Origin of the sequence: Pelotomaculum sp. FP, from assembly GCF_004369245.1 — a bacterium.
GTDB classification, from domain to species: domain Bacteria; phylum Bacillota; class Desulfotomaculia; order Desulfotomaculales; family Pelotomaculaceae; genus Pelotomaculum_C; species Pelotomaculum_C schinkii.
This window is the reverse complement of the sequence record NZ_QFGB01000005.1, coordinates 18,166-43,379: the sequence shown is the minus strand read 5'-3', so window position 1 is coordinate 43,379 and position 25,214 is coordinate 18,166. Positions and strand designations below refer to the sequence as shown.

The following is a 25,214-nucleotide window of genomic DNA, read 5'->3' as shown; positions in this document are numbered from 1 at the left end:
ATCGCTGTAATTTCATCCTCTGTTTGCAACGCGTCATGCCTATTGTGGACCTTTAATTGAGCACCGGCCCGCCAAAATAAGCGCTGTCAGGACCTCCGTACATGTCTTCCAGGCACTCCTCACAAAGGGTGGTCAAGATCACCTGGTCCCCGCTGCCAGACATACTAATTATATTCTGCGACTCTGTACCCGTCAAGGCAGACTGCATTTCTCCCGGCGAAAGGGCCTCCACTTCTAAACTATGCACGACAATATCACAACATTCACAAACATATACGAGTTTCAAAAAGGCCTGCCCTCATTCCATGATTTAGTAAAAGGAAGCAGGGGGACGGTTCTTTTGCTTCCTTTTTTGGAAGCAAAAGAACCGTCCCCCTGCTTCCTTTTACATTTACTTGTTGTGTCGCTTTGCCGATAATTTCACAACCAGGCAGTTCCAGGCCATATGGGTCAAAAACGCCGCGCCCAAAGCGGGTGGCAGGGTACCGTAAAAACGGTAAACAGATAAGGTTATAAAACCAAAAATGGAGTGGCTGGCCAGAGCCGCCAGCCCGGCGTAATAACCATTGCGGCGGTTGAAGTATTCCCAAAAGCCTTCCACTGCTCCAAAGGACAGGTGGGTTAACAGGATGTCCCCGCCGAATAAAACAGCGGCGGCAGTTTTGGAGATCTCCTCCACCAGTGGGGCCAGGTATTCCCACCTTTTGCCGGCCCATCTACCAAAATGTTTATTAACCTCCCAAGCCAGGGCTGCAGCCATTACCCCCAGGATCAGGGACAGTGGCAGGGAGGGTAAAAACTGCTTGAGGCGTATGTAACAATCACCTTCTGTTGTAAAGGTTCATAGCTTTTTCCAGTCCATCGCGCACTATGCAAACGACCGACCCGGCAGCGGCCTTCAGCGCATCCTCCATCTCCCTGGGCTCAAGGCGGCTGAGGACATAGTCCACCGTCTCCATGTCAACGGCTTCCGGCCTGCCGATCCCAACTCTAACCCTGATAAAATTTTCAGTACCCAGGACCGCTATGATCGATTGCATTCCCTTGTGCCCGCCGGAACCTCCTGAGGGACGGATACGCAAGGCGCCGGCAGGCAGGTCCAGGTCGTCGTAGACAACCACCAGGGCAGACGGATCAAGTTTGTGCCAGTTTAACAAGGGGCCTACCGCCTGCCCGCTTAAATTCATATACGTCTGGGGCATGGCCAGCACAATTTTTTCCCTGTCAATCAGCCCCTGGCCGACCAGGCAATTAAACATCTTTTTAGTCACAGCCACATTCAGTTCCCGCGCCAGCCGGTCGATGACCATAAAGCCTATATTATGCCTGGTAGCGGCATACTGTCTGCCCGGGTTACCAAGTCCCACAACCACTTTCATAAAGGGCACCTCCGCCTCTAAAACTCTCCCCTATTTTACCAGGGCCTGCTTAGGAGTGAAAGGCTAAAATGGGCGTAAGGCGTAAGCTTATGCTGCATTCCTTAATGGTCAGGCGTAGGGCGTAGAAGAAAATAAACCTGAGTTCATGATACGTGGTGCCGCTGGCGGCGTGGGCGACTACCATGAAAATGCAGGCGCGAATTCATTCGCACAAATGTTACATTGGCGCCCGCAAGTTCGGCGCTGGCGCGCCGTGTACGATTGAAGTGGCACCTGCAAAAGATGGATATTCTTGTTAGGCATCCAGACCCTATTTAGGGGGCTCTTCTTCACCCGCCCCGGCCGGCTCGGCTTTCTCCTCATCAGGCTCAGCCACGGTTTCAACCGGCTCCCTCCCAGGCGCAGCTACCGTGACCACAGCGGCGTGCAGGTCTTCGTTAATTCTAACATCCGGAGGCAGTACAAGGTCGGCCACGCTTATTACATCCCCGACCTCAAGGCCGGAGATATCCACGGTAATGGCATCGGGGATTTGTGTGGGCAAGCACTCCACCTCGACCCGCCGCAGGAGCGGTGTAAGGACACCCCCCATCACCACACCAGGAGCGGTACCGTTCAAAACAACCGGTACGGTGGTGTGAATTCTGTCCTTCAAAGAAATTTGGTGAAAATCAGCATGTACCAGAACACGGCGCAACGGATCCCGCTGGACGGCTTTGACCAGCACCTTGTGCTTCTTGGTTTTACCATTTTCATTGATCTTCATACTGATCAGGGCGTTTGAACCGGCTTCCGCCAATATTTTCTGCAATTCCTTGGCATCCACTTCAATAGCCATGGCGCCTATGTTTTTTCCATACACAACAGCCGGGATCAACCCTTTATTTCTTATCTCATGGGTATGGCTGCTGGTTTTATCCAACCTTTTCCGGACTTCCAATTCCGGTTCCATCTAAGAAACCCCCCTTTGGCAACTATTATTCCCTATATTTGTCATAAACATTCCAGCGTGGGCATATGAATTAGCTTAAGAAACTTATTTGCTGCAGGGGGGGTTAAGATGCGTAAGAGCAAGCGTTTTGAATCCATGCCGGTAATCAGTTTGGAGGAAGGCCAGCAGATCGGCCATGTTAAGAGTCTGGTAGTTGACCCTGCCGGTAAAAAGGTGGCTGCGCTGATTATTGAGCAAAAGGGCTGGTTTAAGGAACAGAGGTTTATACCTTATCATAAGGTTAAAAGCGCGGGCAGCGATGCAATCACCATTGAAAAAACAGCCAGTGTGGAACGGGCAGCGAGCCTGCCTGACATAGTCAAGCTGGCCAGAGAAAAGGTCGGCGTCATCGGCGCCCGGCTCGTGGCTGAAAACGGGACGCTTCTTGGCAATGTTGACGAGTACTACGTGGACTTGGCCACGGGTACTATCGCCGGCCTGGAATTTTCCGGCAACCTGCTCAACAGCTTTATCAAGGGCCGTGCCTTCCTGGACACCATTTATGTCCGGACCCTGGGTAAAGAAGTGGTGGTAATTACCAACGAGGCGCTGGACAATATTTTCAAACTCGACGGCGGGCTGCAGGAAACCGTCAAAAATATCCGTGAAACAACCGGCCATCTATGGGAAAACACGGTGCAAAAAACAAAGGACCTAGGTACCACCTTGAACAAATCTATCGAAAAAGTAAAGAAGGATATAAAAGCCGCAACCAACCCCGAAGGCGAAGAGGCTCTGTCCGCTGACAGGGAAAAGAACGAAGACCCGGCTGCTGCTGGATTGTCTGCAGTTACCACGCAGAAAGCGGGTCTAGAAAAAAATGAGCGCATAGTTGAAAATCCCCCGTCGCAAGCCGGCCCGCCAAACGAGGAAAACCGCACTCCCCCGCCTCCGCAAGCTTAAAGGGACGGTGGGTATGGGAAAGTCTGTACGCGATCGATTTAGAATGCTGATTACGTCCATAGATATGAGAAACACAAAACAAGTGAAGGGTCAGGGGCTTTCATTGAAAACATATGACGGCCTTTTTTTCATACACAACTAAATATTTAACTTTTTTTCTTGATGGAAGGTAATTGAGGACCTGGTGTGGAAAAAGAAGGAATAGTTCTTTATGGGGGGGTAAAAAGTGAAAAGGCATTGTTTTTTATCTGTGCTTTTAAGTTTGTTGTTCTGCCTGGCTGTCGCTAACGCAGCTTGCGGGGAAACACAAATTTCGGCCAAGCAGTTGTTCCTGACCGATTTGAAGAATAACGGTCTGGTGGTAAGTGGTATACCTTACCACATCTATTCCGGAACATCAGTTTTGGAAATTAAAGAATTAAAGACTAATTTGCCCGGCAGTGAAGAAGCCATACAGCTGCTGACCCGTGCCAGGTTGAAGTTAGACTCCAAGGTTGACGGCCCTGCTGAAAAGATGGAAGCAAAATATACGCTTACCCTGGGGGGGAAAAACCGCAGCGGCTCCTTATTTATGGATAGCGACAAAATGATTGTATCAACAGAGTTCATGGACCTGATTAAGGACTTGTACCAGGCGCCTGCCCCCAGCGACTTAACCCTGCCCCGTTATGTCTATTTTACCGGGCTAGCCGACGCCGGGGGTTGGGACAGCATGGTCCAGCCTGAAATTTCACCGGCCCTGGAGGAAATGCTTATATTTATCTTCGAAGCAATACCGGAGCATTACTATCAGCTTTCTCCTGCCGAAAAAACAATAAAATTACAGATAGACCGGACCGGATTGCCGGAGGTCATACGCTCTTTAACATTCAAGGCTTTTGACGAGCCGGAGCGGTTCGCCGATCTGGTGTTTAATATTTTAACCGCCTTCGATCCTACGGTAAGTACGGAAGATAGCAAACAAGGTATTCTGGAGACATTGGAATACCTCTATCAAGTTGCGGATACTCCTGACAGTCCCGATCAAATGCTGGAGATGCTGGGCGACAAACTGACCTTCAACCTGGTTATTGAGTCCTCCCTGCTGCCGGCAGGCCCGGACAAATTTCTCTTTGAGCTCGGCATGGATGACTTGGGCACATCAACCAACATCCACATCGACAGCACAACCCAGGGCGGCAAAGAAAACATAAGCGGTACCGGACTTATTTCCTTCAACTTAACAGATAAAACAGAAGGTTTCAGCCTTGATGGAAAAGTAAGCCAGGATCTCCGCCTGACTAAGGCTGAATACCGCTCCAACTCTATAATAGATCTTAATTTTAGCGAAAGCAGCGACGAGGACAGCTACCTGCTCTTAAGCCTGAAGGGAACAGATCGCTACAAACCTGAAAAAAGTGTTGCCATAAACCTCCCCGAACTTACCCCCGACAACAGTATGGATCTCACAGAGGCAAGCAACAAGCCGGCTCCATTCCATGAGGAGGTGCAGGTAGTCCTTGACGGCGAAGCGCTCTCCTTTGACGTGGACCCCTTTATCAAAGACGGCAGGACTATGGTCCCGATCCGGGACCTGGCGGAAAAACTCGGCTTTACAGTCGTTTGGAGTGAGCCCGATCAGGTCGTTATGACCAATGAGGATACCACCATCTCCATATTCCTGGGTGATCAGACCTACACTGTCAACGGTACCCGGAAGCACCTGGATGTTACCCCTTTTGCAAGCGAGGGGAGAGCTATGGTCCCGGTGCGGTTTATTGCCGAGGAGTTAGGCTGCATGGTTTATTATAGTGAGGCTACAAATACTGTGTTCATCAACCATAAGGCAAGTACCCGCGTCATTCCCTAGCTTACAAATGATAATAAGATAAATTTTTGGCCCAAATTACTTTTTGGAGACACTTCCTTGTTCACCCGTCAAAGGCGTCAGTTTTTCCCGGTTGAACCTTTGAAAGATATTCTTTTTCAATAACACTGATTCAAGTTGGATAAATAACCTGGTCCTTGCCAGTGAGAAAACCGTTAAAGCAACCCAGATAAAAACAAAGGACACCAAGTGAACAGTTGTGAACGGTTCATGAAAAATAAATACTCCTAAGAGCAGCGCAATGGTTGGGGCGATATACTGCAAAAAGCCCATGGTCGACAACGGGAGGCGCCTGGCGCCGCTTGCAAACAAGATCAAAGGCACTGCCGTGACAACGCCGGCCCCGGCTAAAAGAGCTGAAATACCCGGATGACCAAAGCCAAAAAATAGGGCCCCGTGGTTATGTACATAATTGAGATAGAGCAAGGCAAACGGGGTCATAATGAGGGTTTCCAAGGTTATTCCAGTGATGGCCCCGAGTTGGATCATTTTTTTAGACAGACCGTATAAACCAAAGGTAATTGCCAGGATCAACGCAACCCAAGGAAAAGCGCCGAAGTGCAACGTCAGATTCAACACACCAAGCATGGCCAGGAAGAAGGAAACCATCTGCCAAAACGATAGCTTTTCTTTAAGTATAATAATTCCCAATAACACGCTAACCAGTGGATTGATGTAATAACCCAGGCTCGTGTCAATAATATGGTTGCTGTTTACAGCCCAAATATAAGTCAACCAATTCATGCTGATCAGCAAAGAAGCTATTACAACGCCGGACAGTTTTTTTAGTTTACAACTGATTTCGCACAGTTCGCCCCAAAAATCTTTAAACTTTCTGGTTGAAAGCAAGACCAGCGCCATAAAGAAAAAAGACCAGGTAATCCGTTGCGCCAGTATTTCAAGAGGCGGAACAAGGTCGACCAGCTTCCAGTAAAGCGGCAATATGCCCCACAGCAAATAAGCTCCGGCGGTAGCTGCCATACCGGTTAGTCGTTCGTCTGGTTGTTCAGTTTTCATGGTCTTACCCCTATTTACGAATAAATCTATTTTATGTTTATCTATCTATAAAAGCAAGCGAGACAGGGGACGATCCCTGTCTCACCTGCATGATGAGATTTTTTTATGCTTCTGAAGACGATAATTGCGTTTTGAGCATACTTTCTTTTGCGCGCAGCTTCTTAAAGTCTTTTGTTTCCGCCGCAATAATTCCGGACAAAGCGATCAGGGCGATCAGGTTGGGTATAGCCATGGCTCCATTCATGGTGTCGGCGATATCCCAAACCAGACCAAGATTTAATGTCGCTCCCACCACAACAGCTATGCTGAACAGCACCCGGTAAACGATGATAAACCGCGCGCCAACCAGGTAATAGAAGCATTTTTCACCGTAATAATACCACCCTAAAACAGTGGAGTAGGCGAACAGGATTAGGCCAATAGTAACTATCAGGCTGCCGATGCCCGGGAAAAAGGCTTCAAAAGAACGGCTCGTAAGCGCCGCGGCCTGTGCTTTTTCTACTCCGGGATACAGACCGGCCATTACCAGAACGATGCCTGTAATGCTGCAGACTATAATGGTATCAAGAAAGGTGCCCGACATGGAAACCATCGCCTGGCGGCACGGGTGGTCGGTCTTGGCTGCGGCCGCAGCGATGGGGGCCGAACCCAGGCCGGCCTCATTGGAGAATACGCCGCGGGCTACCCCGTAACGAATGGTACTGCCAATCAAAGCTCCAAAACCAGCCTGGAAGCTGAAAGCGCTGCTAAAGATAAGTCCAAAGGCGTGGGGTAGTTTATCCAGGTTCATAATAATGATAACCAACCCGGCCAGAACGTAGAAGACTGCCATGAATGGCACAATAACGCCGGAAGCTTTGCCGATACTTTTGATGCCGCCAATGATAACCGCAGCGGTCAAAACGGCCAGGATTATGCCTGTTTTCCATGCGGCGACCCCAAAGGTATCATGCACTGCGCCCGCAACAGAGTTTGCCTGCACCATATTTCCTATGCCGAAAGCAGCTATGGCGCCAAAAAAAGCAAACAACCAGGCCAGCCATTTTTTCCCCATACCTCGTTCAATATAGTACATGGGACCACCGGCCATTTCACCTTTTTCATCTTTGATCCGGTACTTTACAGCCAGTACGGCTTCCCCGTATTTGGTAGCCATACCAAATACGGCGGTTACCCACATCCAGAACAGCGCGCCAGGCCCGCCCAATACCACGGCTGTGGAAACCCCTACGATATTGCCGGTTCCAATGGTGGCCGACAGAGCAGTCATCAGCGCCTGAAAGTGAGATATATCACCTGAGGATTTTTTATCCTGCCTCGCGGGTGAAAAGGCCAGCTTCAATGCGTACGGCAGGTTGGAAAACTGCAAAAAACCCAGACGCAAGGTTAAGAATATACCTGTGCCGACCAGTAAGGTCAGCATCCACGGGCCCCACACAAACTCGTTTATTTTCCCTACAATTAATGAAATTACCTCCATTGCTGCATCACCTGTCCTTACAATTAATTTAGTTTTTGTCGTGAAGTCGCTTATCACACCTTTGTTGCGGCTGCTTGTGATTTATTCGACATAAAGCTATGAATTCCTTGGTCCCTGGCTACCTCCTGTGGAAAACAAGCAACAAAAACACCGGCGGAATTTTCCGCCGGCTCCTTACCTTAAAATTGTAATTATTTCGCTCATAACCATGGAGCGAGCACCTGCAATAAACACTTTAAATCTAATCAAACAATTTGCTCACGGAGAGATCCTCATGGATGCGGATGATCGCCTCGCCGAGAAGTGGAGCGACAGATAAGACCTTGATTTTATCGATCATTTTTTCCTTGGGCACAGGGATGGTATTGGTAACGATCACTTCTTTGATGGGCGCCTCGTCGAGCCGCTTTATCGCCGGCCCGGAAAGGATAGGGTGAGTGCAGCACACATAAATATCATTCGCGCCCCATTGTTTTAAAGCCTCGGCCCCTTTGGTGATGGTCCCGGCAGTATCAATGATGTCGTCCAGCATGACCACATTTTTGCCCTTGATGCTGCCAATGATGCTGGAAACTTCGGCCACGTTGGGCTCAGGCCTGCGTTTGTCGATTATGGCGATGGTGGCGCCAATCCGTTCGGCCAGATCCCTGGCCCGGGTGACACCACCCAGGTCGGGTGACACCACTACGATATTATCAAGCCCTATTTGTAAAATATACTCGGCCAGGATGGGAACACCGGGCAGATGATCAACCGGAATATCAAAAAAACCCTGAATTTGACCAGCGTGCAGGTCCATACAGAGGACCCGCCTGGCGCCGCTGGCATTCAGAATATTGGCAACCAATTTGGCGGTAATAGGGTCTCGCGCCCTGGTTTTCCGATCCTGTCTGGCGTACCCGTAATAAGGCAGAACCGCGGTAATTCGCTTCGCGGAAGCGCGCCGCACGGCGTCAATCATGATCAGGAGTTCCATCAGGTGCTCATTAACGGGACTGCAGGTAGGCTGCATGATAAAAACATCGGCGCCCCTTACGCTCTCGTTAATTTTAACCTGGATTTCTCCGTCACAGAAACGGGTGCATTTGGCGTCGCCCACAGATACCCCCAGGTACTGCGCAATCTCTTCAGCCAGTTCGGGATTGGCGTTTCCGGTAAATATTTTTAGCCTCTTGCGAGATGACATGCCTACTACCTCCAAAATGTATTAACCGCAGATTATTTTTCTGGTTTTCGAAGAGAGATGGTCACGTAGACGCTAACCATCCCTACCCTTCTCGGCCTTGCTTTTTTTCCTGCTCTCCCAGTCAAGCACCAGGGCTTGCTTGGCCCTTTCCACGCCCAGGGCGCCGTCGGGTACATCCCTGGTGATGGTGGAACCGGCTCCGGTTGTCGCGCCGGCGCCTATTTTGACCGGAGCTACCAGGTTGGTGTTGCTGCCTATGAAAGCCCGGTCACCAATATGTGTGGGCCATTTTTGTTGGCCGTCATAATTGCAGGTAATCGTGCCCGCCCCAATGTTGACCTTCCGGCCGACAGTCGCATCGCCAACGTAGGCCAGGTGAGGCACCTTGCTGCCGTTACCGATATCTGATTTCTTGATTTCAACAAAGTCGCCCACCTTGACATCCTCTCCCAGCCTGGTTTCAGGACGGATATAGGAAAATGGGCCAATCGAACAGCGGTCCTGGATATAGCTTTCAAGAACGATGGAGTTTTGGATCGTTACACCGCTTCCCACCACTGAGTTTACCAGGCGGGTATCCGGGCCAATGACGCAGTCCTCACCTACTGTCGTGCTTCCCTCAATAAAAGTAAAAGGGTAGATGGTCGTGTCCCGGCCGATCCGTGCCCCACGGTCTACAAAAGTAGATTGCGGGTCAACTACAGTTACTCCCGATCTCATTAGCTCCAAAAGGACCCTCGACCTGATCACCCGCTCCACCTCGGCCAGTTGGACACGGTCGTTAATCCCGGCTGCCTCAGCCTGGTTTGCCAGAAGCATTGCGCCGACCGCCCTGCCCTCCGCGGCGTAAGTTTTAATAATATCGGTGAGGTAGTACTCACCTTGGGCATTGGCCGGTGTAACTTTGTCCAGCGCCTCAAAAAGACCGGCGGACTCAAAGCAATAAATGCCGGTATTGATCTCCAGCACCTCAATTTCTTGTGGAGAAGCGTCTTTTTGCTCAACTATCCTTTTCACTCTGCCTTGTTTGTCCCGGATCACCCGGCCATAACCGGTTGGCTCCTCCACCTTGGCAGTCAGCACGGTGGCGACAGCTCCCGTGGCCCGGTGTGTCTCCACCAACCGGGAGAGCGTTTCAGGCTCAATTAGTGGGGTATCGCCGCATAGTACCAGGAGCTGGCCATTAAATTCCTTTAATAAAGGGCTCGCCTGCAATAGCGCATGGGCTGTTCCCAACTGTTCCGCCTGCAACGCAACCTGGCCCCGGCCCGCCACTTCCTGGGCGACCAAATCCGCGCCGAAACCCACCACTACAATATTCTGTTCCACCCCGGCAGCTGCAACAGCCTCAAGAACATAAGACAGCATCGACCTACCGCAAATCTTATGAAGCACCTTGGGCATCCCGGACTTCATCCTGGTGCCTTTACCCGCAGCAAGAATAACTGCCGCCAGACTCATCCGGCGACCTCCTTTGCAGTGTTCTATAATAATAATGGTGAAGATTCCCTAAAATATGGTTTACCACGAGAATCCACATTATTAGCATATTCAACAAAAAAATTTAATTTCCTCTAGCTTTAGATAAAAAGAGCGCTTGTACTCCAAGTGGTTGTGAATTTGCCCTGAAGTGGTAAAACGGTGCGCAAGGCATTAGACAACCATATCTGGAAGCAAGAGCTCTTACTTGTCAATTATTTAATTAAATAGCCATAGCATAGGCCTGTAGAACGGCGGTTTGGATTAATTCACGAGCGATAGAAGTAATCGGGTGCGCTATGTCACGAAACTCTCCGTCCGGTGTTTTCCTGCTGGGCATCGCCACAAACAGCCCGTTTTGCCCCTCAACAACCTTGACATCGTGAACAACAAAAGAATCATCCAAAGTAACCGATACAATTGCTTTCATTTTGCCTTCTGTTAAAACTTTACGAACCCTGACGTCGGTAACTTCCACGAATTTCACCACCTTCCCAAATATGGTTACCGCTCTTAAAATAGCTCTTTCTGCAACACTTGGCAAATTCCTTCTTATTTCCAAAATTTTAAGAAAATAATTCCTTTGTTATATTATCTCTGGCAAATAATTGCTTTTCTTTAGTATGGACACTATTTCCTGGATGTGTTCCTGGTCCCTCGTCTCAAGATCAAGCTGCACTTCGGCCTGTTTTAAAGGTATGCCCGGTCTAATCCGGTCATGATTTATCGAAATCACGTTAGCATGAGTTTGAGCGACTACCGACAGCAGTTTCTGAAGGCTGCCCGGCCGGTCGGTCAAGGTTGTCCGCAAGCGGACATAACGGCCTGACTTGGCCAAACCACGCTCGATAATGATGGAAAGAATATTCACATCTATATTGCCGCCACTTAAAACAACTGCAGTATTAGCTCCTGTCAAAGATGTTTTATGATAAATTAATGAGGCCAAGCCGACCGCTCCGGCGCCCTCAACCACCAGTTTCGAACGCTCCAGAAGCATCAGGATAGCGCCGGCAATCTCTTCGTCATCAACGGTGATGATATCGTCCACATAACTCCGGATGATCTCAAACGCCAGCTTGCCGGGCCGACGTATCGCTATCCCGTCAGCAAAGGTGCTGGTATTGCTGCTTTCAATCAGGGCGCCTTCCCGGTATGAGCGATACATGGCCGGAGCCCCCCCGGCCTGCACGCCAATTATACGTACTGAGGGTTTCGATTTTTTTATGGCCAGCGATATACCTGCGATCAGTCCGCCTCCGCCAACCGGTACCAGCACCGCCTCCAGGTCCGGCATCTGCTCAAGCAGCTCCAGGGCAATCGTGCCCTGACCGGCCATTATTTCCACATCATCAAAACCATGGATGAAAGTGGCCCCGCTCGTCGCCTGGAGCTCAAGAGCGCGGTGGTAGGCTTCATCATACCCACCTCCGGCCAGGATTACTTGCGCACCGTAACCACGGGCTGCCATTATTTTAGAAATCGGCGCCCCCTCAGGCATGACAATGGCGCTGGTTAAACCCGCCCGGGCTGCGGCATAGGCCACCCCCTGGGCATGGTTGCCGGCTGAAGCCGCAATTACTCCGCGCGCCTTTTCTTCACCACTCAGGCTCATAACCTTGTTATAGGCCCCCCGAATTTTAAAAGAACCTGTTTTCTGCGTGTTTTCCAGCTTGAGGAAAACATTATTGCCAGTTAACCGGCTGAAGGTATGAGAGTACTCAAGCGGGGTGATGTGCGCCGCCCCGGCCATCCGCTGCCTGGCAACCCTGACCATGTCCAGTGTCAATACCGCCTCCGACATAATTCTCTCCTTGTTTTTATTATTAGATATACATGCCGCTATCCCGGCGCTACGTATCATGAAAATACCAGTCGGTTCGGGCGCCATTTCAATCGTACACGGCGCGCCAGCGCCGAACTTGCGGCAGCCAATGTTGTATTTGTGCGAATGAATAGCGTTCTGTGTGTATTTTCATAGCAGACAACATGTTGCTGTTTCTGCGCCGGCAGTGGATGAAAATCCGTGATGTTATTAAAAGACTTGCCTCGCATATTTGCTAGACCTTGGTGACATCATTGAGCGTTCTCGCCCACGCTTCCGGCGCAACGTCACGGTATTTCCGGTTGCCCACGTAAAAATCCCGTCCTGTCAGCGCTCTTTTATTGATTACCCCGGGACCCTGCAGTTCCACCATGCGGTAAATATTCCAGATGCTTCTGTAGCCCAGGTTGGTCCTTACCTCTGTGGTTAAAATCATCATCACTTGCGGCGCCTTAATCAGCGCTTTCGGTTCCACCAGGCGGGCGGCCAGAGCACGGATCTCGGACTGGGGTTCGATTTCTCCCTCCGTGTAGCTTCCTTCAAAGACTTCAGCCAACGAGGTTGTCCTGCCTGCCATGATAATTGGCCCGAAAATACAACTGGCTTTTTCCAGTGTCGACTGGTCCACTGCCAGGTAGCTGCCGATGGGCGTCTGGAAAAGCTGCTCCAGACGACAGGTCAGTCCTTCCCTGCCCACCCTTGCGTAGGTCTCAGAAATGGTGAGATGGTGTTCACCCTCGTTAATCCTGATATATACCGGTATGGCCACGATACCCACCGGATTGCCGCAACCTTGCGCTGTCATGAGCGTAACGGCTTTAAGGCGGTCATTTTCAGTCCAAAAAATAAGGATGTTGCCTTGACCGTCCTGCGCCGCCCCGGATGGATTAACCCAAGCGGCAAAAAGCAAAAGAAATAACAAAAGGACAAGGCAGCTCCGTATACACCTGGTGTATGTCATAGAAAGCCCCCTTAAATCTACCAAAAATATTATGAAACTGCGGGCTGACTTTTATTCTAAAAAAATTCGCCCCTGACGACCTGTGGGCTTATAACGCGGCTCATGTTCGTCCCAATTTTGTTTAACGTTATTTTCAGGATGTCCATGCCGTCAGCGGCGCCACGTATCATAAAAACACCAGCGATGTAGGCGTCGATTCCAACCGCATACGGCGCGCCAGCTCCGAACTCGTGGCAGCCAATGCCGCATTTGTGCCAATGAATTCGCCCCTCCATTTTTAGGATATCGCTTCGTATACCGGACTCTTATTTTCAGTGGCGGGCCTTAAAATCACGCTAACGTGAGCCCACAGATCACTTCTGCGGACGTGAGGTTACTACGAATCGAGAAACGTTCTCCGATAAACCCGGTAGACCCTGCCCTTCCTGGCTTGCCCCATGTTCTGGATAATTTTGTTCATCATCCGGTTACTCTCCGCAATTTGGGATAATTCGAAGCGCATGACGCCTCTCCGGCCAGCCCTGCGGATACATTCTAGAATCAGTGCGGCTTCCAGCCCTTTGAACCGGAAGGGCGGCAGCACGGCCAGGACGGCCAGACGGGCGGCCCCGGGACCCGCCAGCGCCATTCCGGTGTTTCTTCTTAAAGCTAAAAGGGTCAAACAGAGACCCGCCGGCTTTCCGTCAACTTCAGCGATCAGGATCAAGCCGGGGTCATAAAAACCCTTCAGTCTACGCCAGATGGCGGCGCCCTCCTCCGGGGAAAGAGGCGCAAAACCCCAGATTCCCGGCATTGAACCGTTATGCAGGCATGAAAATGTTTCTCCCTCAGCTGTCAGGTTGTTAAAATCCAGCTCCCTTATACTTAAGGAATGGTTATTCATAGCCCGGGAAGCCACCCTTACCAACCGCTCCGGTAAAGACTTCCTGAGGTCATAGTGGTAAGCCAGCAGGTTCATTTCCAGCTCCAGCCCGCTTGCTTTAAAAAGGTCCTGATAATAGGGGGGGTTATAGGGCATACCCGGCAGGTGGAAACCCCTGAAACCCTCCACCAAGAGGCCCACCCGCTCGTGCGGAGTAAGGTCAACAGGACCGGTCATTACCTTTACTCCCCTGCCGGCCAGCCATGCTGAAGCGCTTTCAATCAGCGCCGCCGCCACAGCGGGGTCAGGTAAAGCTTCAAAGTAACCAAAATAACCGGTAGACCTTAACCGTCCCTCAGTATGGACGCCGGCCGCAATACGCCCGGCAGCATAACCTCTATGCACCGCCAGAAAAGGCTGCGCTTCCACCCGCGCAAACAGGCGATCCCGTCTCGGGTTGGCGGGATCGATAATTGGAAAGGACGGCGCCGTATAAAAACCATGGTAAACCGACCCCGGGAAAGCATTAAAGACCTGAAGCTCTTCCGGTCCCGAGACAGCTACAACCTCTACAGCCATAACACACCCCCGCTTTTTTTGCTACAGGTTATTCCGGCAGTCAGCCCATTGCTACTACCTTGAAAATACACACAGATCGCTTCAAAACATGTAGGTGCGAATTCATTCGCACAAATGCAACATTGGCTGCCACAAGTTCGGCGCTGGCGCGCCGTTGTGCGATTGAAATCGCACCTCGCTAAGTATGTTTTCATGATCCATGATACCGCTGAAGGCATGACAACTACCTTATAAATAAGTGGGCAGCATACAAAAAGCCAAACCCAAAGAAAATGTGGCTGCTTACGCTGGCACAGCGATAAGGCATGTGAATTTATCATAAAAAAACAACAAACCGGCCCTCAAGGACCGGCAGATTCAGAGTGCATTGACGATACAAACCATTGTACCGAAACAAATATTGGAACAAATTAACTATTACCGCTTGCACCTTATACCCAATCAAGTGCAGGCGCGAATTTATTCGCACGCATCTCAAAGGAACACGAACACAGATACGCCCTACGCCTTACGACCAACCACAGAGTTAACTATGCTCCCAAAGTCTTCAGCGCCAGAGTAAGGTCGGCGGGCTTATCAACATCAACGCCAACTTCAGGATATTTTGACATTACCACAATTCCCTTTATCCTGCCCAAAAGCTGTGAGACTTTTTGCTCAGCCTCGGCAATGGTCAGGGAGCGCATTAAAAACTTCAGTACAAATCCCAGGCCGATTAACCTGCAAAGTCCAACCGGGCTCTTGCGCAAGCTGATAATTTTTTGCCCGTTTTCAACACATTGCTTAAAAACCGCGGGGTTAATTAAGAAAAGGTTTCCCCCCGTAAACACACCCTCTTTTAAATTGACATAGGTGCGCCTGGTTGTTGGGAATTTATTCTCCACCACCTGCTTGGAAATGATAGGGTAATACAGGTCGCCGCTCATATCGCCGCAAAGCTCGAGGAAATCGTTAACCGCCTGGGTTGTGAGCATGGGAATGTCGGAAGTAACCAGCAGTACCCGGCCAGCCTCAAGGACACTCTTCAGTCCTGCTTCGATGTTTTCCATAATACCGCCGCGAGTCTCTATAACAGATACCCGCTCTCCGTTAAAAAACGGGGAAAGCTCTGCAACGGGACCAACCACCACCACCCGCCTTATCTGACGGCACCCCAATAGCGCTTCAACCACATACTGGACCATGATTTTTTCGCCTATCGGTATCAGCGCCTCGTAGCGGACCCCGCTGCATTCTCTGAGCGGCCCGTCATTGCTGCTCCCGGCCAGGACAACAGCGTCAAGCATTAAGCTTCTTCCTCCCTGAGGGCATTTAAGAGGCTTTGCTCGGCGTTTTCAATATGCTCGGTGGCAAGTTTCTGGGCTTGTTCCACATTGCGGTCGGAAATCGCCTCAACAATCTTGGTGTGTTCATCCAGAGCGATTTTTAAACGGCCCGGCTGGGATAAAGATGTCATACGAAAACGGTTAATCTGCTCATGGAGATTAATAATAATCTGTTCCAGTCGCTGGTTGCGGGAGGATTTGTAAATAAGAGCGTGAAAAGCAGTATCTCCTTCCACTACCGCTTTGAGATCTTCCTCAGCGCTGACGTTTATTTGATGAATTGACCGCTCAAGTTGATCCATCTCTTCGTCCGTGATTCTCTCGGCGGAAAGTCCGGCCGCAAGCCCTTCCAGGGCAGCCCTCACTTCAAAAATATCTACGATATCCTTTACCGATATGCCCGCCACATAAGCCCCCTTGCGGGGAACCATAACCACAAACCCTTCCAGTTCCAGCTTGCGGATGGCCTCCCTGACCGGAGTACGGCTCACACCCATTTCTTCGGCGAGCTGGATTTCCATCAGACGTTCACCCGGCCGCAACCGCCCCTGGATAATTGCTTCCCGGAGGGACTCAAAAACCATTTCACGAAGGGGTTTATAATTGTCCAGTTTTATAGGTATAAGTCTTGACTTGTCCATCATTGTCCCTCCCCGTTATTTAAATGAAATAATATTTATATTTTACTCTTGGTTATTGTTAATCGCAAGAAATATACGCTTTATCGTTAGTGTTTAATATATTGGTGACAATCACCTGCTCATCCCGCCGGTTATAACGGGCCGCGACAGCATGGGCCGTGTCCAGGTCCGGAGTCAGTCCGAATACGGTAGGCCCGCTGCCTGACATCAGAACACCCAAGGCCCCCGCTTGCCGCAATTTTTCTTTAATTACCGATATCGCCGGCTGCAGCTGGATCGCCACCGGCTCCAGCATATTGACCAGGTGGCTGCAAATAGCGCGGGCGTCGTTTTTTTCAATTGCGTTAATCATACCCCGGTGATCCGGTTTATCGACGCTTACTTCCCGTTTATAAGACTGGTAAACATGCGCCGTCGATAGTCCAAAGGGGGGTTTAACCAGTACCACACCCAGACCGGGACAAGCTGGAAGCCGCTCCACTCTTTCCCCCCTGCCGCGGGCCAGCGCGGTGCCCCCCAACAGGCAGAATGGTATATCCGAACCCAACCGCTCCCCAAGCTTCATTAAGTCTAGCAAGGAGAGACCTGTCCCCCACATCTTATTTAAAGCAATCAGGGTAGCCGCGGCATCTGCCGAACCTCCGGCCAAACCGGCCGCAACTGGTATGTATTTTTTGAGGTGGATGCTTGCTCCTTGCCGGATCCCCCTGTGGCCGCGCAGTAAGTCGGCCGCACGGTACACCAGGTTTTGCGCGCCGGCAGGCAAGCCGTCTCCTTCGACCGTCAGGGTTATTTTTCCCGGTGTTGGGCTAAACTCAAGGTAGTCATGCAGTTCAATTGACTGCATAACCATTTCCACTTCGTGGTAGCCATCCGGTCTTTTACCTAATACTTCCAGGGTAAGGTTTATCTTAGCCCTGGCTCGGGCTTTAATACTCACTGGGGCACCATCTCCCGTGTATTAAGTTAGCCTTAAAAGACCGAAAATCCTCTTATCTCCTTCACAATTTCTTGATTTTTTCCGGGTATGCAAAATCCTGGTTCTGGTGGCCTTTGCAACGCCAAACTTCTTCCGGCCGCACGCCCAGGACCATCAGCCCTGCAGCGGCAGCCAGGGCATCTTCCAGCCGGTTTGCGTCTGAAACGTTACAGGGATGTGTTTTTGTTTTGGTAATCGTCCTGGACCGGCAGCCGTTTGCGACAAGCACCTTGCCTTCACGGATAAACACAGCCATCCCTCCTGCTCCCAGATGCCGCCTGACCACAGCGTTATCAGGATAAACACTGTAGTATACAACCCGGCCCTTAAGCCTGCCGGCAGGATATAACTCTTGCTGGCTGTCCGCATTAACCACCTCGTAGCCAAAACGGCCGGCAGCTTGCAGGACCAGTTCCCTGAGGCCGGCCAGGCGCAACAGGCGGGATCTTGGCGCATCCGGACCCTGACGGTATTCGTCCACAAACTTTTGGATTGATGAATAAAACTCCATGCTTAGCCATTCAGTTCCAGAATTAAGCATGACATCCCTCCATCACTATTCCTAAGGTTATTATTAACCTTATTTAGGCAAATGATACAATTTTTTTTAGTTGTCATTGATGCTCAATGCTATTTCCCTCTCATAGAATAAAGATAATCAAACCTCTGATAGGAGGGCTATAATGGCTGATAAATTAATGCGTGCCCACGGCAGTTATATAACCATAAACCTGGCCACCCGCCGCCTTGGTTTTCACGAAGGAGGGCGCCTGGTAAATACCTACCCGGTTGGAGTAGGGAAACCTTCAACACCTACACCAACCGGCAGCTACAGCGTTAGAGAGAAGATCATGTACCCCGGCGGAGCCCTGGGTACACGCTGGATGGGATTGTCTGTCCCGGGAGGGAATTACGGTATCCACGGAACCAATAATCCTCCGTCGATTGGAGGTTATGTTTCCAACGGGTGTATTCGCATGTACAACCAGGATGTGGAAGAACTTTTCCCAAGGGTGATGATTGGCACGGCAGTAGAAATTTCAGCCGGGACAGTCCAATCAAAGACCGAGAGCCTAACGGGCGCCGCGCAGGGAGGACAGCGCAAGCATATCGTGCAGGCCGGGGAAAGCCTGTGGGAGATTGCGCAGAAATATGGCAAAAGCCTGGAATCACTCATTACTGTGAACCTGATCGCCAACCCGGATGTGATTTACCCGGGCCAGGTCCTGATTATACCGGCTTAAGAGACGTGTGAGTATGCGGCTTTTCGAGAACCAGTTAACTATGACCTTTACCATTGCGATACACTCGGATTTATAATGGGCTGCAAAACTGATTAGTACGTATGTTTTTGGTCTACTGTCCTGCACCGCCTAATATGATCGAACAGTACACTATTTGCAAAGGCTGGTGCAGTTTTGGGAGAGATTGTGTTACTGGGGCTAATTGCCGGGTTGGGAACCTGCCTGGGAGCCCTCCTTGTTGTTGCCTTCGGCCGCCTGGGACCCGCTTCTATTTCTCTAATGCTGGGATTTGCCTCCGGCATTATGACTGCCGTTATTATTTTTGACCTGCTGCCCTCGTCCTTACATTATGGCAGCCTTGCCGCCACCCTAACGGGTTTTGCCGGCGGCATCCTTCTCATGGCTTTCCTGGACCTGGGGCTCAATATTTTGGCCCCTTCTCTTTTTAGAGGCAGGGGCTATTTAAAAATGGGTTACCTCATTGCCGCAGGAATTGCCCTGCATGATCTCCCGGAGGGATTTGCTATTGCCGCAGGATTTGCCGCGGCGGAAAGATTGGGACCAATCCTGGTGTTGGCCATCGGACTCCACAACATCCCGGAGGGGATGGCCACGGCTGCTCCTTTGAGGTACGGGGGTATGGGGGCCGGCCGGGTACTGGCGCTCAACGCCATAATCAGCCTGGTGACACCGCTCGGCACCTTTGTTGGACTGGAGCTGGTAGCAGCCTCCTACACCTTTATCGGACTGCTCCTGGCCTTTGCCGCAGGGGCCATGACCTATATCGTCCTTGGAGAATTGGCTCCTGAGTCCCGCCGCAGCAATAAGTCATTGGCCTATACAGGCATGTTGGCGGGTTTAATCTTAATCATGGCCCTTAGCTTTATTGCCTAAGGATCAGCCAGGCGCCTCCGGCCATCATCAGAGTTCCGATCAGGTTATAAAGACTAAACGGTATTTTGTTCATGCCAAAAAGTCCGAAGTGGTCCACCAAACTCGCTGTCAGGACCTGCGCCAGGACGATGGCAGTGGTGGCTGGAGCCACCCCTATCTTGGGAATAGCCCTGACGACACAATATATAATTATGACGCCCAGAATACCACCAAGGTAGGTATACCAGGGAGCCTGGGGTATCTGGGCCAGGCAGCCGTCTCCCATACGGCAGACAAACAAGAGGACTGCAACCAGCAGGAGTCCGATGAGGTGAACAATAAAGGTGGTTTCCCATAAACCAACTACTTTACCGAGCGCAGAATTTAATGTGCCCTGGATAGCCATAGCCACCCCGGAAAGAGCAGCAATGATCAGAGGTAAGAACTTAGGCGCCATAATTGACTCCTCTACAACCTTTTTAACGTATTTTCTCCTTAAGTCCCTCCTTTATTCCCGGATAGTACCACACGCCGCTATCGCGGCGCCAGGTATCATGAAAACACCGTGCGATTTTAATCGCACACGGCGCGCCAGCGCCGGACCTGGGCATCTAACATAACTATTGTGCGAATGAATTCACACCTCGTATTCAGAGTAGGTCGCCATGCCGTTGGCACATGCACAGACATGTGGTGTAACAGAAATGATTTCGGCAACATAAAATAAACCAAACAGCATACCGCATCAAGAGATGAAAGGAGTTGTGTACATCTTGTACCGTTTATTGCCTATACTCATGATGCTGGCAGTAAGCCCCGACTCTGAGAAAAAGTTGGAAAACCTCAGTTCCTTCCTGACGGCAGCTAAAGATTCCGTAATGACCATTAGAAACGGCCTTGAGACATTTCAAGCCAATATGGCGCCGCTCATGATGAATCTGGCAGATAATAAATCAAACGCAGCAAGCCAATCCCAAACGGCCGAGGACAATGTGGCCCACCCCCCGGAATAATCGACCTGTACTTTTAACCGCAACGAGCAGTCCTGCGAGAGGGCTTACCGGCCGGGCTGCCGTTCTTGTCCGGCTTTTTATTTTTTTGTGGAGGTGTCAAAATGAAACAGGCAGTAAACCCGATCCTCTTTTTACTGGCAAACAACCCTGAGACCGAGCAGAATTTGGAAGTCATGATGTCCATACTCCAAGTCACAAACGAAGCGGTAAAAAGCATTAAAAACGGCCTTGATAATTTTCACGAAACCATACTTAAAATAAAAGACCAAACCCCTCACAACAGCAACCAGTAAAACGCTTAAAAGTACACCGTTATTAGATGTGCAAGTTGTTTATCATAATGACGTTCTTTGCCTCCGGCTGATCCAATATGGCGCTAACGCGCCGTAGCTCTATTGAATCAAATCAACACAACCTTAAAAATCATAAACTCTACCGGCTCGGCTCCCTGCATGGTAAACCATACTGAGGCAAAAACGTGGACTGGCTTTTAAAATGTAGTTGCGAATTTATTCGTAGATGACCTTACGACCTGCGATCAAAAAAGACGCCTGCTAAGGGCCTGTTGAAAAAGGGCTGAGCGTTCTTCACGCTCAGCCCTTTTGTCAACAGGCCCTTAGGCGCCCCCTTTTTTATTTAAGCTGGTCCCATTTCATGATCTTAGGTACTTCTCTCTTTTCACCTCCGTCTTCCCTGCTTTTATCAATTTCCTTGAAACCCGGCTTGGCAGGACCTAGTTCACTGCCGCAGGATGGACCTGCGGTATCTTGCTGCTGGCTTGCCGCCGTTTTACCGGGAGGGCACATCAAACCTGACAGCATTCCCATCATCTTGCCCAGGTCAACGTTTTGACTAAGGGCCGCCAGCATATTGAGCAATGTGGCCGGGTTTATTCCCTGCCCCGTGGAATCCCCATTACTTTGGGAACCCAGCATTTTTAGCAGCGCACCCAGCATGTTTTCCAGCGGCGGGCCTCCTGCCTGCGGCGTCCCGGCCATCAACGGAGGTAAAGGAAGCGTTGCCGGGGCAATGCCGGCGCTGCCGCCGTAACGCCGGTTAAGCAGATTCAATATACTCATTAAGTTTACAGAACTCAAATAAATCAGCATGGTATCCTGATCAATGCCGTATTTGGTCTGATGTTCAAGTATCCTGACCACAGAATCCTCAAGAGCGCCAGGACCGGCGCCGCCTTCCGTCATATCAATCCCTCCTAAGCGACAATCAAAACATTCCCGGAATATTGGGGAAATTCATTCCTCCGGTCATTTTGCTTACCTCGCTTTTAATAATATTTTTTGACTCCACAATAGCTTTGTTTACGGTTTTTAGGATTAAAGACTCCAATACGCCGGCCTGCTCCGGACGCAGCAGGGATGGTGCAATTTTAATGTCCTGCACTTCCTGATGCCCGTTGATAACAATCTTACAGGCTCCTCCCTCTTCGCTTATTTCTATGGTCATGTTTCTTAGTTCTTGCTGCATCTTTTGCACTTTTTCAATCAGTGCGCCCATGTTATTAATCAAACACGAAAGCCCCCTTTCAAAAACTAATTACTGCAAAAAAAAAGCTGCTTTCCAACAGCTTCAACAGCTTGGAGACTGCTGATTTAGTGACAATTTAAAATTGCATGTCAAATAAGATGTGGAGTGTGGCTGCAATAGCTGGTGCGCCAGCCATTGCAGCGTACCTTGAAATCCCCGGCGTATACAGCCAAACCCCGGCGGCAGTATTAACACCGGGGGTCAGCCAGTTGTCCCAAAAGATTCTTATATCCTAACATAAGTCTTTTCGCAAGTTCCGTCCTTATATCTGGGCCTCGCCAAGTGTTAGCGGAACGCACTCCAGCATCACGTCGTCGATTTTGACCGTATTGGTATTGGTAGAACCCGGCGTAAAGGCAAAACGGATCATAGCGGAGGCCACGTTTGTACCGGTAACCGGGGTGACAAACTGGACCTGGCTGTAAGATGTTTCAGGAATTCCTGTACTGGCCACGGTCTGGGTTCCAATACCAACCTGGATACCATTGTGATCAAAGAACACAACCTCGGCAGTCAAGGAGAAATCGCTGACCCCCGCGCCGAAAACATCTTCTCTTACCCAGAAGGTGAGCCGGTACTGGCGCCCGCCCACGATGCCCCTGGTCACCATCTGGAACAGAGACCCCGGTAATAGTGGATTCAGACGACCAATCTCAGCTGCAAAGGCGCCGGCATGGGAAACGGTAGTCTGGGCTACATTGCTGGCGCCCCAGAAGACCGGGTGAGCAGCGTCCGCCCAGATTTCCAGGCCGGGATCCCTGGCCAGGTTCCCCCGCGGACACTCTCTCGGTCTGGGGCAGATCTGTACAAAGATTTGGCGGTCCTCCACTACCTTGGCGGTAAGCTGGACAACAGCAGTCTGGTGAAGCCGGCTGGCTCTCTGGAGTTCCCAGTTGATATCCACATCGATATTGTGGAACTGTATAAAGACATCGTTCCTGTTGGAAATTTTCCTGGGAGTCCGCAGTTCAACAAGCTTGGTGAAAGGAAGGTCTTCGGCTGTGTGTCTGACCTCATTATTCTTGTTGACAAAGAAAATCTGCTTGTGGATGGTGCCGCTGACAATCACCTTTTTGACCGTATATTCTCTCAAAACGCCGGGTATGCCTCCAAGTGGCACTAGAACGATATCACCAGATACGTTTTCATCAACGAATACCGCTGTTCCCCTAAGGTCACGTATAGAAGCAAGAATTTTGTCTACCTTAATTGCAAGTTCGGGAAGGGTCATTGTACTTTCTACAACTTGCTCAACGTCAACTGCCTCAATGACAACCGGAACTTTGATTTCGATGCACGTCGCCGGTTGGGTCTCGGTGAAAAGATACTGAAATGGCACAGACATTCTCGTTAAACCTCCTTATATTTGATTATTTTAAAAAACCAACTGACCTTCGCTATTTCAGCCCATGGCCGGGCAAGGGATCTTGATAACCTGACCCACCTCGATGACATCCGGGTTGGTTATTTGTGGATTTAGCTCCAGGATCATTGGAACAGTTACTCTATGAGCAGCCGCAATCTTTCCAAGGGTATCACCGGCCCTAACGACATAATCAATGGGCGGACAGGGGGTCTCGGTTGGAGTAACTGTTGGTACCACTTCCTCAGGCACATAGACATCTTGCTGGATCATTTCGGTAACGGTTGCCGATACGCTCAGCACGACCTCGGTATGGACATCCACGCCAACCTGGTCAGCGCTTACGAACTCCGGCTCAACTGTTACGTCGACATCCATGCCCGGCTTGGCGTCCTCAATGATGACAAAGGTACGGAAATTAAGTTGCTGGTGCAAGGCGTGCACAGCCTGGTCAGGCTCGGTGCTCACGTAAACAATCTCCACATTTACGTAGCCACGGATGATAACTTTGCCCTTAAGTATTTTGGTATCGGTTATTTCAGCATGGTCGACAATTGCATCAAGGACTTTCATTATGTCGGGCTTCGACTCAGGAACTGCAATACTTTCTCTCAACACCACCTGGGTGTCCCCGGCTCCGATTTCGCGGTCTACTTTCAGCTTTCTCTTGGTATAACCTTCCTCATTCTTTAATAGGGTTGGGACATCATGCAAAGTCCTTGTTTCAGAAACAAACACGGTTAGCTTGATGATAACGTCCGCCCTCAGCGCAGGGTCGATTACCGGTTCTACATCCGCTGCTTCAACCTCTGCCAGCACGTGGACATTCATACCTGGCTGAGCATCCGGGACCTCCACGAAAGCACTGAATCTGATGGTATGGTGCAGGTCGTGAACCGACTGCCGGGGTTCGAATGCGACATAAAGGATCTGGAGTCTGACCTCGCCGTCTACAATGACCTTGTTGGCCACCAGTCTCTTATCGGTTATTACAGCCTCCGCCTTGACCTTGAGGATTTTTTCAACTTCCGGCTTTTCTTCAGGTACTTCAAATACGTCACTGACAATAATCTGCTTGGTTTCTTTGTCCCCAATCAGGTGCTCAACCGTAAGATCCGCAGTCTCCAGGGCCACATTTCCTGCAGGCGTTTCGGTAAGTATCTCCATCTCATCGACTTGGGTTATTTTTGCAAATGTACTCAATACTGCTGCAACGTCAAATTTACGCGGGTTCCTTCTGCTGGTAGTCAGGCTCACATCCTCGACTGTAAATTGAACAAAGTAGTCATCTCCAGGTTCGGCGCCCGGCACATCCACATAGGTCGTGAAATTCAAGTCGTCATCGAATGAGTGGACAGACTGATCCGGCTTAAAAGCAACGTAGGTCACTTGTATAGAGAGTGTTCCTTCTACAATAACTTTGTTGGGGACAACACTAACGTTTCTAACTTTGGCGTCTGCTGTTTTTGACAGAATTTTTTCTACATCCGGCTTCGCTTCAGGAACTTCAATCTGTCCCTTGACTACGGTCTGGACTCTATTTTCACCCTGGACCAGATTGACTTTAAGCCGTTCGGTTCCAGCCATATTTACTCCTCCTTTCAAAACTTTTCTATACTAATATATGAGGGTGATTCAAAAAAGTGCTAAAAACGTAGCGTAAACGAAAAAACGAAAGAAAGAGGAACCAGGTCCTCTTTCT

Annotated in this window: 28 protein-coding genes and 1 pseudogene; 7 read left to right on the top strand and 22 right to left on the bottom strand. The window is 50.2% G+C overall.

Annotation, left to right across the window (positions count from 1 at the left end):
• Positions 1-52: 52 nt before the first annotated feature.
• From Psfp_RS03450 to Psfp_RS03435, 4 genes are all read right to left on the bottom strand, one after another.
• Complete coding sequence (locus Psfp_RS03450) at positions 53-286, bottom strand: anti-sigma-F factor Fin (protein WP_134217155.1); 234 nt, start codon at positions 284-286, stop codon at positions 53-55.
• A gap of 105 nt (positions 287-391) precedes the next feature.
• On the bottom strand, positions 392-760 hold the full coding sequence (locus Psfp_RS03445; RefSeq protein ID WP_134217154.1) for a hypothetical protein: 369 nt from the start codon (positions 758-760) through the stop codon (positions 392-394).
• Between the two features lie 61 nt (positions 761-821).
• Positions 822-1,379, bottom strand: coding sequence for an aminoacyl-tRNA hydrolase (pth, locus tag Psfp_RS03440; protein ID WP_134217153.1), 558 nt, complete (start codon positions 1,377-1,379; stop codon positions 822-824).
• A 310-nt stretch (positions 1,380-1,689) separates the two neighbouring features.
• Positions 1,690-2,331, bottom strand: coding sequence for a 50S ribosomal protein L25/general stress protein Ctc (locus Psfp_RS03435; RefSeq protein WP_134217152.1), 642 nt, complete (start codon positions 2,329-2,331; stop codon positions 1,690-1,692).
• A 108-nt stretch (positions 2,332-2,439) separates the two neighbouring features.
• On the opposite strand from Psfp_RS03435, the gene Psfp_RS03430 reads away from it, so the two are divergent.
• Positions 2,440-3,273: a PRC-barrel domain-containing protein gene (locus Psfp_RS03430; RefSeq protein WP_134217151.1), complete on the top strand. Its 834-nt coding sequence runs from the start codon at positions 2,440-2,442 to the stop codon at positions 3,271-3,273.
• A gap of 226 nt (positions 3,274-3,499) precedes the next feature.
• A complete protein-coding gene (locus tag Psfp_RS03425; RefSeq protein WP_134217150.1) occupies positions 3,500-5,122 on the top strand; it encodes a copper amine oxidase N-terminal domain-containing protein in 1,623 nt (540 codons plus the stop codon).
• Between the two features lie 36 nt (positions 5,123-5,158).
• Here the strand turns inward: Psfp_RS03425 and rarD are convergent, their stop codons facing one another.
• The 13 genes from rarD to Psfp_RS03360 all read right to left on the bottom strand — a co-directional run bounded on the left by rarD (position 5,159) and on the right by Psfp_RS03360 (position 18,015).
• Positions 5,159-6,157 (bottom strand): EamA family transporter RarD, encoded by a 999-nt coding sequence (gene rarD / locus Psfp_RS03420; RefSeq protein WP_134217149.1) that lies wholly within the window; start codon positions 6,155-6,157, stop codon positions 5,159-5,161.
• A gap of 103 nt (positions 6,158-6,260) precedes the next feature.
• Positions 6,261-7,637: a sodium:alanine symporter family protein gene (locus tag Psfp_RS03415; protein ID WP_134217148.1), complete on the bottom strand. Its 1,377-nt coding sequence runs from the start codon at positions 7,635-7,637 to the stop codon at positions 6,261-6,263.
• Positions 7,638-7,878: 241 nt separating this feature from the next.
• Complete coding sequence (locus tag Psfp_RS03410) at positions 7,879-8,823, bottom strand: ribose-phosphate pyrophosphokinase (protein ID WP_134217147.1); 945 nt, start codon at positions 8,821-8,823, stop codon at positions 7,879-7,881.
• 72 nt (positions 8,824-8,895) lie between these two features.
• Positions 8,896-10,284: a bifunctional UDP-N-acetylglucosamine diphosphorylase/glucosamine-1-phosphate N-acetyltransferase GlmU gene (gene glmU / locus Psfp_RS03405; RefSeq protein WP_134217146.1), complete on the bottom strand. Its 1,389-nt coding sequence runs from the start codon at positions 10,282-10,284 to the stop codon at positions 8,896-8,898.
• 241 nt (positions 10,285-10,525) lie between these two features.
• Complete coding sequence (gene spoVG / locus Psfp_RS03400) at positions 10,526-10,780, bottom strand: septation regulator SpoVG (protein ID WP_134217145.1); 255 nt, start codon at positions 10,778-10,780, stop codon at positions 10,526-10,528.
• Between the two features lie 108 nt (positions 10,781-10,888).
• Positions 10,889-12,106 carry a threonine ammonia-lyase gene (ilvA, locus tag Psfp_RS03395; RefSeq protein WP_134217144.1) on the bottom strand — a complete coding sequence of 406 codons (1,218 nt, stop codon included), beginning with the start codon at positions 12,104-12,106 and terminating at the stop codon, positions 10,889-10,891.
• A 256-nt stretch (positions 12,107-12,362) separates the two neighbouring features.
• Positions 12,363-13,088 carry a hypothetical protein gene (locus tag Psfp_RS03390; protein ID WP_134217143.1) on the bottom strand — a complete coding sequence of 242 codons (726 nt, stop codon included), beginning with the start codon at positions 13,086-13,088 and terminating at the stop codon, positions 12,363-12,365.
• Between the two features lie 56 nt (positions 13,089-13,144).
• Positions 13,145-13,363, bottom strand: coding sequence for a hypothetical protein (locus Psfp_RS03385; RefSeq protein ID WP_134217142.1), 219 nt, complete (start codon positions 13,361-13,363; stop codon positions 13,145-13,147).
• A 101-nt stretch (positions 13,364-13,464) separates the two neighbouring features.
• Positions 13,465-14,529, bottom strand: coding sequence for a GNAT family N-acetyltransferase (locus Psfp_RS03380; protein ID WP_134217141.1), 1,065 nt, complete (start codon positions 14,527-14,529; stop codon positions 13,465-13,467).
• Positions 14,530-15,059: 530 nt separating this feature from the next.
• The gene (locus Psfp_RS03375) at positions 15,060-15,815 is read right to left on the bottom strand and encodes a nucleotidyltransferase family protein (protein ID WP_134217140.1); all 756 of its coding nucleotides are present in this window, start codon (positions 15,813-15,815) and stop codon (positions 15,060-15,062) included.
• Entirely contained in the window at positions 15,815-16,495 is a 681-nt protein-coding gene (locus Psfp_RS03370; RefSeq protein WP_134217216.1) for a GntR family transcriptional regulator, read from the bottom strand. The genes Psfp_RS03375 and Psfp_RS03370 overlap by 1 nt, the downstream gene beginning before the upstream one ends.
• Positions 16,496-16,553: 58 nt before the next feature.
• Complete coding sequence (gene ispE / locus Psfp_RS03365) at positions 16,554-17,435, bottom strand: 4-(cytidine 5'-diphospho)-2-C-methyl-D-erythritol kinase (RefSeq protein ID WP_134217139.1); 882 nt, start codon at positions 17,433-17,435, stop codon at positions 16,554-16,556.
• 61 nt (positions 17,436-17,496) lie between these two features.
• Complete coding sequence (locus Psfp_RS03360; protein ID WP_134217138.1) at positions 17,497-18,015, bottom strand: hypothetical protein; 519 nt, start codon at positions 18,013-18,015, stop codon at positions 17,497-17,499.
• 142 nt (positions 18,016-18,157) lie between these two features.
• On the opposite strand from Psfp_RS03360, the gene Psfp_RS03355 reads away from it, so the two are divergent.
• Both Psfp_RS03355 and Psfp_RS03350 read left to right on the top strand, forming a co-directional pair.
• Positions 18,158-18,718 (top strand): L,D-transpeptidase family protein, encoded by a 561-nt coding sequence (locus tag Psfp_RS03355; RefSeq protein ID WP_134217137.1) that lies wholly within the window; start codon positions 18,158-18,160, stop codon positions 18,716-18,718.
• A 174-nt stretch (positions 18,719-18,892) separates the two neighbouring features.
• Positions 18,893-19,612, top strand: a complete 720-nt coding sequence (locus Psfp_RS03350) for a ZIP family metal transporter (RefSeq protein WP_134217136.1) — start codon at positions 18,893-18,895, stop codon at positions 19,610-19,612.
• Here Psfp_RS03350 and Psfp_RS03345 read toward each other — a convergent pair.
• Positions 19,602-20,048 carry a DMT family transporter gene (locus Psfp_RS03345; RefSeq protein WP_134217135.1) on the bottom strand — a complete coding sequence of 149 codons (447 nt, stop codon included), beginning with the start codon at positions 20,046-20,048 and terminating at the stop codon, positions 19,602-19,604. The genes Psfp_RS03350 and Psfp_RS03345 overlap by 11 nt on opposite strands.
• A 316-nt stretch (positions 20,049-20,364) precedes the next feature.
• On the opposite strand from Psfp_RS03345, the gene Psfp_RS03340 reads away from it, so the two are divergent.
• The gene (locus tag Psfp_RS03340; RefSeq protein ID WP_134217134.1) at positions 20,365-20,604 is read left to right on the top strand and encodes a hypothetical protein; all 240 of its coding nucleotides are present in this window, start codon (positions 20,365-20,367) and stop codon (positions 20,602-20,604) included.
• 101 nt (positions 20,605-20,705) lie between these two features.
• Positions 20,706-20,897: a hypothetical protein gene (locus Psfp_RS03335; protein WP_134217133.1), complete on the top strand. Its 192-nt coding sequence runs from the start codon at positions 20,706-20,708 to the stop codon at positions 20,895-20,897.
• A gap of 339 nt (positions 20,898-21,236) precedes the next feature.
• Here Psfp_RS03335 and Psfp_RS03330 read toward each other — a convergent pair whose 3' ends face one another.
• Both Psfp_RS03330 and Psfp_RS03325 read right to left on the bottom strand, forming a co-directional pair.
• Positions 21,237-21,806 (bottom strand): hypothetical protein, encoded by a 570-nt coding sequence (locus tag Psfp_RS03330; RefSeq protein ID WP_134217132.1) that lies wholly within the window; start codon positions 21,804-21,806, stop codon positions 21,237-21,239.
• Positions 21,807-21,828: 22 nt separating this feature from the next.
• Positions 21,829-22,140: pseudogene (locus Psfp_RS03325) on the bottom strand (YbaB/EbfC family nucleoid-associated protein); the annotation flags it as partial.
• 95 nt (positions 22,141-22,235) lie between these two features.
• Here Psfp_RS03325 and Psfp_RS21455 point away from each other — a divergent pair.
• Positions 22,236-22,385 carry a hypothetical protein gene (locus Psfp_RS21455; RefSeq protein WP_192895249.1) on the top strand — a complete coding sequence of 50 codons (150 nt, stop codon included), beginning with the start codon at positions 22,236-22,238 and terminating at the stop codon, positions 22,383-22,385.
• A 26-nt stretch (positions 22,386-22,411) separates the two neighbouring features.
• Here Psfp_RS21455 and Psfp_RS03320 read toward each other — a convergent pair whose 3' ends face one another.
• Together Psfp_RS03320 and Psfp_RS03315 are read right to left on the bottom strand one after the other, a co-directional pair.
• Positions 22,412-23,494, bottom strand: a complete 1,083-nt coding sequence (locus Psfp_RS03320; RefSeq protein ID WP_134217130.1) for an SPOCS domain-containing protein — start codon at positions 23,492-23,494, stop codon at positions 22,412-22,414.
• 57 nt (positions 23,495-23,551) lie between these two features.
• Entirely contained in the window at positions 23,552-25,099 is a 1,548-nt protein-coding gene (locus tag Psfp_RS03315; RefSeq protein WP_134217129.1) for an SPOCS domain-containing protein, read from the bottom strand.
• Positions 25,100-25,214 lie beyond the last annotated feature (115 nt).